The 13357-nt window shown below is 70.7% G+C and carries 11 protein-coding genes, 1 tRNA gene and 1 pseudogene; 8 read left to right on the top strand and 5 right to left on the bottom strand.

The window, feature by feature from the left end:
* Nucleotides 1-152: 152 nt before the first annotated feature.
* Entirely contained in the window at nt 153-530 is a 378-nt protein-coding gene (locus J8M51_RS42530; RefSeq protein ID WP_267300026.1) for a hypothetical protein, read from the bottom strand.
* A 61-nt stretch (nt 531-591) separates the two neighbouring features.
* Between J8M51_RS42530 and J8M51_RS42535 the strand changes: the two are divergent.
* The 3 genes and pseudogenes from J8M51_RS42535 to J8M51_RS46405 all read left to right on the top strand — a co-directional run.
* Nucleotides 592-1620 (top strand): annotated as a pseudogene (locus J8M51_RS42535) (replication initiator); the annotation flags it as partial.
* The gene (locus J8M51_RS42540) at nt 1616-1828 is read left to right on the top strand and encodes a helix-turn-helix domain-containing protein (RefSeq protein ID WP_086755931.1); all 213 of its coding nucleotides are present in this window, start codon (nt 1616-1618) and stop codon (nt 1826-1828) included. The pseudogene J8M51_RS42535 and the gene J8M51_RS42540, both read left to right, overlap by 5 nt.
* Entirely contained in the window at nt 1828-2967 is a 1140-nt protein-coding gene (locus tag J8M51_RS46405; protein WP_086755929.1) for a tyrosine-type recombinase/integrase, read from the top strand. The genes J8M51_RS42540 and J8M51_RS46405 overlap by 1 nt, the downstream gene beginning before the upstream one ends.
* A gap of 101 nt (nt 2968-3068) precedes the next feature.
* Here J8M51_RS46405 and J8M51_RS42550 read toward each other — a convergent pair.
* A tRNA-Arg gene (locus J8M51_RS42550) sits at nt 3069-3141 on the bottom strand.
* Nucleotides 3142-3406: 265 nt separating this feature from the next.
* Between J8M51_RS42550 and J8M51_RS42555 the strand changes: the two genes are divergently transcribed.
* From J8M51_RS42555 to J8M51_RS42565, 3 genes are read left to right on the top strand one after another with little or no spacing between them, the layout of a single operon-like run.
* Nucleotides 3407-4507, top strand: a complete 1101-nt coding sequence (locus J8M51_RS42555) for an ABC transporter ATP-binding protein (protein ID WP_267300027.1) — start codon at nt 3407-3409, stop codon at nt 4505-4507.
* Nucleotides 4508-4512: 5 nt separating this feature from the next.
* Complete coding sequence (locus J8M51_RS42560; RefSeq protein WP_267300028.1) at nt 4513-5367, top strand: ABC transporter permease; 855 nt, start codon at nt 4513-4515, stop codon at nt 5365-5367.
* Nucleotides 5368-5369: 2 nt separating this feature from the next.
* Complete coding sequence (locus J8M51_RS42565; protein WP_236068089.1) at nt 5370-6230, top strand: ABC transporter permease; 861 nt, start codon at nt 5370-5372, stop codon at nt 6228-6230.
* 44 nt (nt 6231-6274) lie between these two features.
* On the opposite strand, the gene J8M51_RS42570 is transcribed toward J8M51_RS42565, so the two are convergent.
* The 3 genes from J8M51_RS42570 to J8M51_RS42580 form a co-directional block, all read right to left on the bottom strand.
* Entirely contained in the window at nt 6275-7000 is a 726-nt protein-coding gene (locus J8M51_RS42570; protein WP_267300029.1) for a TetR/AcrR family transcriptional regulator, read from the bottom strand.
* Between the two features lie 171 nt (nt 7001-7171).
* On the bottom strand, nt 7172-8845 hold the full coding sequence (locus J8M51_RS42575) for an IclR family transcriptional regulator domain-containing protein (protein ID WP_267300030.1): 1674 nt from the start codon (nt 8843-8845) through the stop codon (nt 7172-7174).
* A gap of 320 nt (nt 8846-9165) precedes the next feature.
* Entirely contained in the window at nt 9166-10482 is a 1317-nt protein-coding gene (locus J8M51_RS42580; RefSeq protein WP_216591749.1) for a M6 family metalloprotease domain-containing protein, read from the bottom strand.
* 302 nt (nt 10483-10784) lie between these two features.
* On the opposite strand from J8M51_RS42580, the gene J8M51_RS42585 reads away from it, so the two are divergent.
* Nucleotides 10785-11450 (top strand): TetR/AcrR family transcriptional regulator, encoded by a 666-nt coding sequence (locus J8M51_RS42585; protein ID WP_086755423.1) that lies wholly within the window; start codon nt 10785-10787, stop codon nt 11448-11450.
* Nucleotides 11451-11710: 260 nt separating this feature from the next.
* Nucleotides 11711-13234 (top strand): MFS transporter, encoded by a 1524-nt coding sequence (locus J8M51_RS42590; RefSeq protein ID WP_086755422.1) that lies wholly within the window; start codon nt 11711-11713, stop codon nt 13232-13234.
* Nucleotides 13235-13357 lie beyond the last annotated feature (123 nt).

The following is a 13357-nucleotide window of genomic DNA, read 5'->3' on the forward strand; positions in this document are numbered from 1 at the left end:
TTACCGCGCCATTAGGAGCGCAGGCCCGGCCGGGGGCCGGGCCTGCGCGCGGGGAGCGGAGCGAGCCGCCTTGAACCAGTAGAGAAAGTTGTAACTTAGTCGGACGGCTGAGGCTGTTCAGCCTCGGTGGATGGTGGGCTGTCCAGCTTCACCTAGTGGGCACCGTGGCCTGCGGCGCGGAACTCGTCCAGTAGCTCGAAGAACATTTCGATGGCAGGCACGTCGGTCTGCTCCGCCCTGCGCTCGATCTCGACCGCCCAACCCAGTGAGCTGGGGTACGTCATCCCCAGGCGGCGCGAAAGCCACTGAGCGAACGGCCCCAGACTTCCAGGGTGGAGGTCGCAATCCTCGTCGATGCCGTGGACGCCGAGGGCCGCTGTGTAACCGATCAGCATGGACTCCAAGTGCAGGAGCGACTTGCCTCGCACCCACATGCTCGGGCGAAGCCTGACTTCGTCCAGGAAGTCATACACATCCGCCAACTCGCTGAGCTGTCTGGGCCCACGTGTGGCCTTCCCCGTCTCTGTCATAGAGCCACGCTAGTGGAGACCGTCACCGCTGGTGGCCGCCGTAGAGCGGCTTGAAGTCAGCGGCGGCAAGGGCGTCCCCGAACACGTCGCCACCCACCCGCGCGTCTTCGCCACCTTCACCGCACCGAGCTTCGGCCCGGTCCACAACCGCCCTTCCAGCGGGCGCCCCTGCCGCTGCGGCACCCGCCACGACCAGGACGACGCCGTACTCGGTACCTCGCTCGACCCGGACACGTACGACTACGAAGCGGCCGTGCTCTGGAACGCGCACGCCGGTCCGCTCTGGCGACGCTTCTCCACGTACCTGCGCCGCGAGGTCGCCAAGCGCGCGGGCCTGTCACAACGCTGCTTTCGCGACCACGCCCGCGTCTCCTTCGCCAAGGTCGCCGAGTACCAGAAGCGCGGCGCCGTCCACTTCCACGCCGTCATCCGCATCGACGGCCCCACCGGCGGTGACACCCCACCCCCAGCCTGGGCAACGGCCGAACTGCTCGCCGATGCCATCGAGACGGCAGCAGCCAAGGTCCGCGTGGAGGGCCCGGCCGTCGACGGACGCACCCACACCTTCACCTTCGGCCGACAACTCGACGTCCGCACCATCCGCTCCGCCGACTTCAACGACGGCCAGGAACTCACCGAACGCGCCGTCGCCGCGTACATCGCCAAGTACGCCACCAAGGGCGCCGAGACCGCTACGGGAGCTCTCGACCGGCCGCTGAAGTTCGCCGCCGAGCTGGCCCAGCTCGACATCAGCGACCACGCCCGCCGACTCATCCGAACCGCCTGGTTCCTCGGCGCACGCAAGGATCTCGAACACCTCCGCCTACGCGCCTGGGCCCACATGCTCGGCTTCCGCGGCCACTTCTCCACCAAATCCCGCCGCTACTCCACCACCCTCGGCGCCCTCCGCGACGCCCGCGCCGAATGGCGCCGAGCACAAGCCGCAGCCAACACACCCGACACCGGGCCCGAGACGACGTACGTCCTCGCGCACTGGGTCTTCGCCGGAACCGGTCTCTCCGACACCGAAGCCTGGCTTGCCGAATCCCTCGCACCGGCCCCCGGAACGGAAGGGGAACCCACCCGTGGCTTACCGCTACCTCACCGTGGCGCAGGTGGCCGAACTCCTCGGCACCACGGAACGCTTCCCGCGCCGACTGATCGCCGAGCGACACATCGCGTTCGTCAAGGTCGGCCGACACGTCCGCATCCCAGAGAGCGCGGTGGATGCCTTCATCGACGCCAACACGGTGCAGCCGATCGGCTACCGGCGCGGCTCTCTGCGGAGGGTCGCCTGATGGCCAACAAGAAAGGGCGGCGTAGAAGCTTCGGATCGGTCCGACAGCTTCCGTCTGGCCGTTGGCAGGTCCGCTACCGTGACCCGGAGACGGGCCAGTTGCGTCCGGCTGAGGAGACGTACCCGACCAAGACTGATGCTCAAGCCGCTCTCACGCACATCGAGTCCGACATCACGCGCGGGCAGTGGTCGGACCCGGACGCGTCGGCGGTGAGCTTCGAGGAGTACGCAACCGCGTGGCTACGGGACCGGAAGCTCGCCGACTGCACCCGAGAGCGGAACGAGTCGGTGGTGCGGCTGCACATCCTGCCCACCTTCGGGGCCGGATCGGTGGCCGACGTGACGACGGCTCGGGTTCGCAGCTGGCGCGGCAGGCTCCTCTCGGCCGGCATCGGTGAGCCGACCGTGGTCAAGGCTTACCAACTCCCGAGGGCCCTGATGAACACGGCCGTGGACGATGAGCTGATCCGGCGCAACCCATGCCGGGTCAAAGGGGCGGACCGCTACGACGTGCCCGAGCGGCCGGTCCTCACGGTGCCCGAGGTCTTCGCCGTTGCCGACTCCATCGCGCCGCGCTACCGGCTGCTCGTGCTCCTGGCCGCCTTCACCACGCTGCGGTTCGGGGAGCTGGCGGCCCTTCGGCGTCGGGACATCGACCAAGAGGCGCTGACCGTCACTGTTCGCCGGGCTCAGGCTGAGTTGCAGAGCGGTCGGCTCTTCGACAAGGGCCCGAAGTCTGCGGCTGGGGTGCGTACCGTCTCCTTCCCGGCCGAGCTGCTCGACGGCGTCACGCGTCACCTGGAGCAGTTCGCTGCTCCTGGCCGTGATGGGCACGTCTTCGTCGGGCCGCAGGGCGGGCAGTTGCGGCGGAGCAACTTCCGTGACGACTGGGTCAAGGCCCGGAAGGCGGCAGGCGTCACGTCTGAACTGCACTTCCACGATCTTCGGCACACCGGCAACACCCTGGCCTCGACCGCCGGTGCCAGTACCCGAGAGCTGATGACCCGCATGGGGCACAGCAGCTCGCGCGCCGCGCTGATCTATCAGCACATGACCAGCGACCGTGACCGGGCCATCGCCGATCGGCTCGGGGCCATGATCCGCGAGAACGGGGGAGAGGCCACCACCGGCCAGGAGTGATGTGGCATCCGCGTGGCACTAGTGGCACGCGTGTGGCACGGCCTTGAACACAACGAAGGGCCAGCCTGGGAGGAAACCCTCCTGAGCTGGCCCTTTTGCTGTGCCCCCGGCAGGATTCGAACCTGCGACACCCGCTTTAGGAGAGCGGTGCTCTATCCCCTGAGCTACGAAGGCAAGGTGCCCGGTCAGTGTAGCGGGTGGGCGGGGGGTGGGTGGGGGGTAGGCGTTCGAGGTGGGTGGGGTGGGTAGGTCGGGGCGGGGGTTCGCGGGGCGGTGGTGGGGTGGGCAACAAATCGTTTCTCAGGTTCGGCCGGCGGGCCTAGCATTCCGGCGTTGTGCCGGATGGTGTTCGGTATGCCGAACCAGCGTGCGTGCGCTCCGGTGGGCTGAACCAGTCGGTGTCGGTGGGTGTGAGTCGGTGTGAAGGGAAGTGGCGCCGTTGTCTGCGGTGATCGAGGCGCGCGGGCTCTCCAAGGTGTTCCGGACGACCGTGCGGCGGCCCGGCCTCGCGGGGGCGCTCAGATCGCTCGTCAGCCCGCAGCGGGTGGACAAGGTCGCGGTGCAGGACGTCGACTTCCGTGTGGGCAGGGGGGAGTTGCTCGCCCTGCTCGGTCCCAACGGGGCCGGGAAGTCCACCACCATCAAGATGCTCACCGGGATTCTGACGCCCACCTCGGGTGAGGCGCTCGTCGCCGGGGTCGTCCCGCAGGAGGACCGGGAGCGCAACGCCCACAACATCGGGGCCGTGTTCGGGCAGCGGACGCAGCTGTGGTGGGATCTGCCCGCGCGGGAGTCGTTCGAGATCCTGCGCGACATCTATGGGGTGCCCGAAGGGCAGTTCCGGGAGCGGATCGAGGAGTTCGACGGGCTGCTCGAACTCTCCGCGTTCTGGGACACCAGGGTCCGGCATCTGTCGCTCGGGCAGCGGGTGCGGTGCGATCTCGCCGCCGCGCTGCTGCACGACCCGCCCGTCGTCTTCCTCGACGAACCCACCATCGGCATGGACGTGGTGGTGAAGGAGCAGGTACGACGGTTCCTGCGGCACCAGGTCGAGGAGCGCGACCGTACCGTCCTGCTCACCACGCACGACATGACCGAGGTGGAACGCCTCGCCGAACGGGTCGTGCTCATCAACCACGGCCGGATCGTCCTCGACGGCTCGCTCCAGGAGATCCGGCGGCGCTTCGGCGGCACCTGGCAGGTCCGCGCCACCCTCGCCGACCCGGCCGACGTGGAGGCCGTCGAGCAGGGTGAGGGGGCCGGCGGCCGTGTTCCCCTGCCCGGCTTCGCCGGGATCGGGGTGCTGCGGAAGGACGGGCCCCGGGTCGTCTTCGGGCCGGTCGGGGACGACGCGCCCACCGTCCACGAGGCGCTCAAAGTGATCATCGGACGGTTCCGGGTCGCCGACCTCGCGCTGGAGGAGAACGACCTGGAGGACGTCATGCGCGCGGCCTATCTCAGTGACGTGCCCGCCCAGGAGCCGCACCCCGTCGACGAGGACGCCGTTCCCGCCGCCGCGACCCCCTCCCAGGGCGGCTGACACCCATGGCCCCCCTTTCCCCCGCCCCCACGCCCGCCTCCGCCCCCACCCCCGGCACCGCCCTCTCCCGCGCCCGCCGCGTCTCCTGGATCACCCCGCGGGGCGAACTGCTCGCCCCGCCCCGGATGACCGCCACCGCCGTACGGCTCTTCGTCCAGGTCTGTCTGGTGGTCTACCTCTGGCGCGGGCTGTACGCGAACACCGAGTCCAGCGCCGGGCTCAACGAGACCCAGGCCGTCGGCTACGCCGTACTCGCCGTGCTCGCGAACCGCATCCGCGGCCTCGACCGGAGCGCGGGCCGCGACATGGTGATCCAGCATCTGCGCTTCGGGACGATCGTCTACTGGTACCTGCGGCCGATGAAACCCCGGCGCTACTACGCGCTGCGCGCCCTCGGCGACCAGCTGTACGGCTTCGGCTGGGTGTTCACCGGATACCTGCTGTGCCTGGCCGTCGGAGTCGTCCCCCTGCCCTCCTCCCTCTCGGTGGCGGGGGTCTTCGCCGTCAGCATGCTGCTCGGCCAGCTCGTCCTGTACTACGTGATGATGCTGGTCGACCTGATGTGCTTCTGGACCCTGCGCAACGAGGCGGCCCTGCTGATCCTCGTCTTCGCGCAGAACCTGCTCTCCGGTGTGTACGCCCCGCTCTGGTACTTCCCGGACTGGTTCATCACGCTCAGCTCGTTCCTGCCGTTCCAGGCGACGCTCGGCGTACCGCTCTCCATCTACGTCGGCCGGATCGGACTCGGCGACGCCTTCGGGCAGATGGTGATCCAGGCCGTCTGGATCGTGCTGCTCGCGCTGCTCACCCGCCGGCTCTGGGACCTCGCCGGCCGTCGCGTCGTGTCCCAGGGAGGCTGACCATGACGACCCCGCACCACACCGTCCCCCATGGTCCGCACCACACCGTCCCCCATGGTCCGGCGCACGCCTGGCGCGTCGTCTGGCGGATCACCAAGCTCAACTTCAAGGCCCGCCTCGAATACCGCGGCGAGTTCCTGATGAACGTCTCCGTGGGAGCGATCTGGCAGGTCTCGATCGTCGTCTTCGCCTCCGTCCTGCTCACCCGGTTCCCCGGGCTCGGCGGCTGGTCCAGCTCCGACGTACTGCTCATCGCCAGCATGCGCATGCTCGCCCACGGGCTGTACGTGCTGTTCCTCGGCCGGGTCCAGTACATGAACGTCCTCGTCCAGGAGGGAGTCGTCGACCCCTGTCTGATCCGCCCGATGCCCGTCTACCGGCAGGTCCAGCTGGCGTTCTTCCCGGTCAACGCCCTCGGGGACCTGGTCGTCGCGGCGGGTCTCTTCGTCGCCGCCCTGCAGCGCAGTTCGCTCGACTGGACGGCGGGCCGGATCGCGTACGTGGTGGCGGGCGTCCTCGGCGGCATGCTGGTCGAGGCCGCGCTCTTCACGGCCCTGGCCGCCGCCGCGTTCCACTTCCCGGCCACCTCGTACTGGAGCCAGTGGCTGGAGGAGCTGATGGGCACCTTCGGCAGCTACCCGCTCAGCATCCTCCCGAAGGTCGCGTCCGCCGCGTTCACCTTCGTCGTCCCGCTGGCCTTCATCGCGTACTTCCCGGCCGGGGTACTGACCGGTCACGGCGACGCGATGGGCGTACCGGAGGCGCTCGCGATGGCCTCACCCTTCATCGGCCTCACCGCCTTTGTGCTGTCCCGGCTGCTGTGGAACTGGAGCCTCAGCAAGTACACGGGCGTCAACGGGTAGGAGGGAAAAGGGATTTGGGGGAGCAGGGGGAGGGGAGGGCGGCGTCAGCGCAGCCGGGTCTCCAACCCGTCCAGCACCCGGTCGAGGCCGTACCGGAACCCCTCCTCCCGGGCCGCCCGCGGATCCGTGCCGCGCTGCTGGGCGTAGCCCTCGCGCAGCAGCGGATGGTCCTGGGCGGCCTCCTCGGCGGCCGGCCACAGCTGTTCGACCATGGTCCGCTCGTCCTGGCCGCTGCGGGCGAGGACGTTGAGCCAGGCGGCCTCGCCGGTGGCCATGCCCGTGACGTACGCGACGAGCGTCGTGACCGCCCGGTCGGCCTCACCGGCCGGGAACCCGGCGCCGGTCAGCAACTTCAGCATGCCCTCCGAGACCCGCATCGAGTTCGGGCCGAGGTGGGACATGCCCATCTCGCCGAGCACGGAGGCGAGCCAGGGGTGGCGCAGGATCGTGGCCCGCAGACTGTGGGCGCAAGCGGCGGCGTCCGTACGCCAGTCGGCCGGGTCGGGGGCGGCACGGACCTCGATCTCGCCGTAGACCTCGTCCACGGCCAGCTCCAGCAGCTCGTCCTTGTTGGCGACATGACGGTAGAGCGAGGTCGCGCCGGCGCTCAGCCGCCCGCCGAGCTTGCGCATGCTCAGCGCGTCGATGCCCTCCTCGTCGAGCAGCCGCAGCGCCTCCGCCACGATGTGCTCCCGGCTCAGCGCGGGCTGCTCCCGCCCGGTCCGGGGCCGGGTCCACACGGACGGGAACCCCTCCTGCTTCGGTGACATGGCGGCGCCTCTCCTCTGCTGCGTACGGCTCTGCCGCGTACGACTCTGCTGTGCACGGCTCTGCGTACGGTCGACGCCACCAGCGTACGGTGTGCGCACGCGCGGCGATGCGGTCGGCCGGCCGGAGTGGGCTGCGAGGCGGTCGGACGTCCGGAGCGGGCCGCGAGGCGGTCAGACCTCCGGGACCCGGCGGAACATCCCCGCCACCGCCAGCTCCCCCTCGATCCGCCCCACCGCCTCCCGCAGCCCGGGCAGCACCTCCGCCACGCACTCCTCGACCGACCGCCGGCTGCTGTGCATCGCGACGTTCACCGCGGCGACGACCCGCCCGCCCCGCTCCCGCACCGGTACGGCGATGGATCGCAGGCCTTCCTCCAACTCCCCGTCCACCAGGGCGAATCCGGCGTCCCGTACGCCTTCCAGCACGGCCAGCAGCTCCGCTCGGCCGGTGACCGTGTGCGGGGTCAGCCGGGCGGGGCTCTGCGGCAGCGGGACCTCGGGCAGCAGATCGGCGAGCATCACCCGCCCCAGCGAAGTCGCGTACGCCGGCAGCCGGGTGCCGAGGGTGATGTTGACGCTCATGATGCGGCTGGTGGCGACCCGGGCCGTGTACTGCACCTCGTCCCCGCCCGCGGTGAGGATCGCCAGGGACGCCGAGTCGTGCACGCGCGCGGAGAGTTCGGCGAGATGCGGGGCGGCGATCCGGGGGAGCGGCAGCATCGACAGGGGCGGGAAGCCCAGGTCCAGCACCCGGGGCGTGAGCCGGAAGACCCGGTCGTACGACTCCACGTACCCGAGGTGTTCGAGGGTGATCAGCGCCCGTCGGGCCGTCGCCCGCGCGAGCCCGGTGGCCTGGGCGACCTCCGTCAGCGTCAGCTCGGCCCGCCCCTCGCCGAACGAGGTGATGACCGTGAGCCCCCGGGCGAGCGACTCGACGAACTCCCGGCCCAGCTCCTGTTTGGAGGCACCGGTCCAGGCGGCGAGACCGGTCCCCCCGGCTCCGACGGCGGCCGGTGCTCGCGGGGGCCGCAGCTCGCGCTCCATCTCCGCCACGGTCGCCCGCAGCCGGGGCAGCAGGGTCGTGCGGAGCGAGTCCGCCGTGTGGCGGCTCGTGTGGCTGACGACGCTCGCCACACACGCGATCCGTCCCGTACGCGGGTCGCGCACGGGTACGGAGACCGCCACCAGCCCCGGCTCGATCAACTGGTCGTCCAGGGCCCACCCCTGGGCGCCCGCACGGGCCGTACGGTCCTCGAAGTCGTCGTACGCGCCGCCGCGCGGAGGCACCGCCGGGAAGCCGTGGCCCTCCGGGTCGGCCGTGCGGCGGGTCCGCCACCGGGCCCAGTCCGCCGGGTCCCACTCGGTGGCGAACAGCGGGCCGGGCGCGGTGCGTTCGGCGGGCAGGAGGTCGCCGATGCGGAAGCTGAGGGACATCGCGCGGCGGCGGGTGGCCTGGTGGATGAAGCGGACGCCGTCCCGGTCGCGGACCGCGAGGGACACGGACTCGTCGAGTTCGTCGGCGAGGGTGTCGGCGTGGGCGTCGAGGAGGCGGGGGAGGCGGAGGGCGGCGAGGTAGGCGTTGCCCAGCTCCATGAGGCGGGGGGCGAGGACCGCGTCGCGGCCGTCCAGCCGTACGTAGCCCATGCGGGTCAGGGTCGCCGTGATCCGGTCGACCGTGGAGCGCGCGAGTCCGGTGGCCCGCTCCAGGGCGCTCGGGCTCAGCGTCCCGTCCGCCTCGGTGAGCCGGCGCAGCACGGTGATGCCCCGCATCAGGGGTGCGACGGCTTCGGCGGGCGCGGGGGGTGTGGAGGGGGTGGTGGTCGCGCCGGGGGCGTTCGGGAGCATGGGGTCACGGTAATGCGCCCGGGCTGCGCCGCTGAGCCGGGCGCCTGATAGCTCGGGGGTGCGGGGTTCTCCGGCGGGTGCGGGTCCGGTGGGGCTTCTCGCGCAGTTCCCCGCGCCCCTGAAAGCCACAGGCCCTGCGGGCCTGAAAGCTACAGGCCCTGCGGGCCTGAAAGACCACAGGCCCTCGGGCCTGAAAGACCACGGGGCCTGCGGGTTGAAAAGCATGGGGCGTAGCCCCGGCTTTTCAGGGGCGCGGGGAACTGCGCGAGAAGCCCCACCGGAGCCGCACCCGACAACGAACCCCCTCACCCAGCCACCCCTCACCGCCGACGAACCACGACCCGATGGTTCCCCCCGACATCCACCCCGGCCACAGCGATCTCCACCCCCGCCCGCACGTCCTTGAACGTCTCCCCGGCGACGAGCGGCGCGTCGGACAGCTCGGCGTGGACATTGGGACTGCGCGTACACCCCCCGCTGTCGCGACGCGCGTCATGGACCTTGACGGGCCCGTTCCCGGTGTCGACGGTCGCGTCCACCCGGTACACCAGCACCCCCGGCCGGCACACCGCCGCGTCGTTCCCCGCCCGCGTCCGCAACTCCGCCACGTACGCCGCCCGCGAGCTGAGCGGCACCACGACCAGCTTCGAACCCCCCGCCGCGGCCAGCGGCGTCAGGGTGTGCTCCGCGGAGCCGACCGCCGCCACACACGCGACCTGCGTCTCGTCGAGCCATCCGAGCTTCCACTTGTGCCAGCCCAGCAGATCGTTGTCGACGCCCCAGTCCTCGCTCATGATGTCCCAGTGCCCGACCGCGCCCCCGCCCTCGTGCGTGTAGAGGTCGGGCAGCCCGAAGACATGGCCGTTCTCGTGCGGAAGCACCCGGTACCCGGTCTCGTGGTACGAACCGGAGCCGTCGTCCTGGCGGCTGTAGACGAACGACGCGTTGGCGACCGGCACCCCGTCCGCGACCGGTGCCTCACGGTTCCCGGCGAAGGTCACCGACAGGACGGTGTCGAGGGCGGAGGGGCCCGCGTTGGGGGTGACGAGGACGTTGACGAGGTCGTACGACCGGAAGTCCACCAGCGGATCGGCGGCCCGCACCATGTCCTGGACCAGCCGGCGGTAGCCGGGGTCGAAGGGGGCGCCGCGCTCTATGCCGTACGAGCGGAACGACTTCGGCATCCGCAGCCATTCGGTGAGCGGGGCCTCGGGACGGTAGTCGATACGGCCGTAGCTGCTGGTCCTGAACCACTTCTGGGTCTGCGGGGCGAACTCCGCGAAGCGGTCCATCGCGCTGCCCTCGCCGGGCGCGTCGGAGAAGTCGATCATCAGGTTGAGGGCGCGGACCGTGCCGGTGGAGCGGGAGTAGCCGGGCGGGGTCGGGATGCCCTCGGACATCTGGATGCCGAGCGGGCCGCGGATCATGCAGGGGCCGAGCGCCGAACCGCGGGCCAGGGCCGTGGACCCCGCGGCCCGCGTCGTCTCCTTCGCCATCAGATGCCCGGTGCCGGCGGAGCTGCTGACCGCGAACGTGAGGGCGGCGACGGAGGCGAGCGCGACGACCCGGCGCGGACGTATCCGGCGCGGGGGTATGCGGCGCGGAGGTATCCCGTCCAGGCGGAACCGCTGCTGCATGCCCGAGCCCTTCGCTCCACGGCAGCCGCCCGGTGACGAGGCTGCACCCTTCCGATCACCCTGTGTCGAGGGGTGCGCGGGCGCGCGCTGGAAGGGCCGAACGTGGGGAACGTGGGTCTGTCACCGGCACGGGGCCACCGCCCGCCGGTATGTGACCCAGGTCACTCGAAAAGTCTTCGGTACGGGAAATAACCGGGGATCGTTTCCCCGTTTAGCCATGTGTCCGAGCGAAACGGGGACTCCATCCCCGGATCGTCACCGGGCGCCCCCCACACCACTGGATCGGGAAGAAGGAGTACGCCGTGGAGACCGCCACCGCCACCGCCACCTCCGTACGTCGCAAGGTGCCCCGCCCGCGGGCCGACGCCCTGCGCAACCGGGAGCGGATCGTCACCGCCGCGCGGGAGATGTTCGTGGAGTTCGGCCCCGAGGTGCCGCTCGACGAGATCGCCCGCCGGGCGGGCGTCGGCAACGCCACGCTGTACCGCAACTTCCCCGACCGGGACGCACTGGTCCGCGAGGTCGTCTGCTCGGTCATGGACCGTACGGCGCTCGCGGCCGAGGCCGCGCTCACCGAGACCGGTGACGCGTTCGAGGCGCTGTCGCGCTTCGTGCACACCTCGGCCGACGAACGGGTCAGCGCGCTCTGCCCGATGGTCCAGAGCACGTTCGACAAGCACCACCCCGACCTGGAGGCGGCGCGCGAGCGTCTGGAGGAGCAGGTCGAAGGCATCATGAAGCGCGCCCGGGACGCCGGGCAGCTCCGCGCCGACGTGGGCGTCGGAGACCTGATGATCGCCGTCAGTCAACTCAGCAGGCCGCCGGCCGGCACCCAGTGCGCGGGCGTCGACCGCTTCGTCCACCGCCACCTGCAACTGTTCCTGGACGGGCTGCGCGCCCCGGCCCCCTCCGAACTGCCCGGTGCACCCGTGACCGTGGAGGACCTACGGAGGCCCTGCTCGCCCTGACCCAGCGGCCCTGACCCACCCCGGCCCCGACCCACCGACCCCACGGCTGTCGACGACGACAGGCCGCTACCCCCCGACGCCCTTTTTCACCACCTGACACCGATCGCCACCGATTGCCGGCGATCGCCACCGATCTTTCCGTCCCGAAGTCCCGAAGTCCCGAAGTCCCGTAGTCCCAAAGTCCTGAAGTCCCGTAGTCACGAAGTCCCGAAGTGGGTATCCCCATGTCCGAAACAGTCGGCACATCCAAGACATCTCGGATGTCCAAGACATCCGAGAGCAACGACGCGCACGCCACCCGCTGGAAAGCGCTCGTCTTCATCGCCCTGGCCCAGCTGATGGTCGTGCTCGACGCCACCATCGTGAACATCGCCCTCCCGTCCGCCCAGCAGGACCTCGGGATATCGGACGGCAACCGCCAGTGGGTCATCACCGCGTACGCGCTGGCCTTCGGTGGTCTGCTCCTCTTCGGCGGCCGTATCTCCGACATCTGGGGCCGCAAGCGCACCTTCGTCACCGGTCTGATCGGCTTCGCCGGTGCCTCCGCGCTGGGTGGCGCGGCCACCGGTGAGGCGATGATGCTGGGCGCCCGCGCGCTCCAGGGCGCCTTCGGCGCGCTGCTCGCGCCCGCCGCGCTCTCCCTCCTCGCGGTGATGTTCACCGACGCCAAGGAGCGCGCCAAGGCGTTCGGCATCTACGGCGCGATCGCCGGTGGCGGCGGCGCCGTGGGCCTCATCCTCGGCGGTTTCCTCACCGAGTACCTGGACTGGCGCTGGACGTTCTTCGTCAACATCCCGTTCGCGATCATCGCGGCGGTCGGCGCGTACCTCGTCATCCGTGAGCCCGAGGGCGGCCGCAACCGCTCCCCGCTCGACATCCCCGGCGTGGTGCTGTCCACCCTGGGCCTGGTCTCCCTCGTCTACGGCTTCACGCGGGCCGAGTCCGACGGCTGGGGCGACTCGATGACGATCACCCTGTTCGTCGCCTCGGCGGTGCTCCTCGCGGCCTTCGTGTTCGTCGAGTCCAAGGTGAAGGCCCCGCTGCTGCCCCTGCGTGTGCTCCTGGAGCGCAACCGCGGCGGTGTCTACCTCTCCCTCGGCCTCGCGATCATCGCGATGTTCGGCCTGTTCCTCTTCCTCACCTACTACCTGCAGATCGTGAAGGGGTACTCCCCGGTCAAGACCGGTTTCGCCTTCCTGCCCATGATCGCGGGCATGATCATCGGCTCGACCCAGATCGGCACCCGGCTGATGACCCGGGTCGCGCCGCGCCTGCTGATGGCCCCCGGCTTCCTGGTCGCCGGCCTCGGCATGCTGCTGCTGACGCAGATGGAGGTCGACTCCTCGTACGCCGCCCTGCTCCTGCCGGCCCAGCTGCTGCTCGGCCTCGGTATGGGTACGGCGTTCATGCCGGCGATGTCCCTGGCGACCCACGGCGTCGAAGCACGTGACGCGGGCGTGGCCTCCGCCATGGTCAACACCTCCCAGCAGGTCGGCGGCGCCATCGGTACGGCTCTGCTGAACACGATCGCGGCCTCGGCCACCACGTCCTACATCGCGGACCACATAGGATCGGCCACCTCGAAGCCGGCCGCCCAGCTGGTCCAGCTGGAGGGCATGGTCAACGGCTACACCAACGCCATCTGGTTCGCCGTGGCCATCCTCGTGGCCTCCGCCGCCATCGCCTTCACCCTCGTCACGACGGGCAAGCCCGACATGACGGCGACGACGGCCGAGGGCGAGGACGCGACGAACGAGGTCAAGGTCCCGGTGATCGCCCACTGAGGGACGATCTCGACGCACGACTACGGGGCGGGGGCGGGACAGCGGCGAAGCCGCTTGTCCCGCCCCCGCCCCGTCAGGCATGCGGGGAACCGTGCGACCGGTCCCCACCGGCCCCGCGGGTCC

It is taken from the genome of Streptomyces griseiscabiei, from assembly GCF_020010925.1.
Taxonomy (GTDB): Bacteria; Actinomycetota; Actinomycetes; order Streptomycetales; family Streptomycetaceae; genus Streptomyces; species Streptomyces griseiscabiei.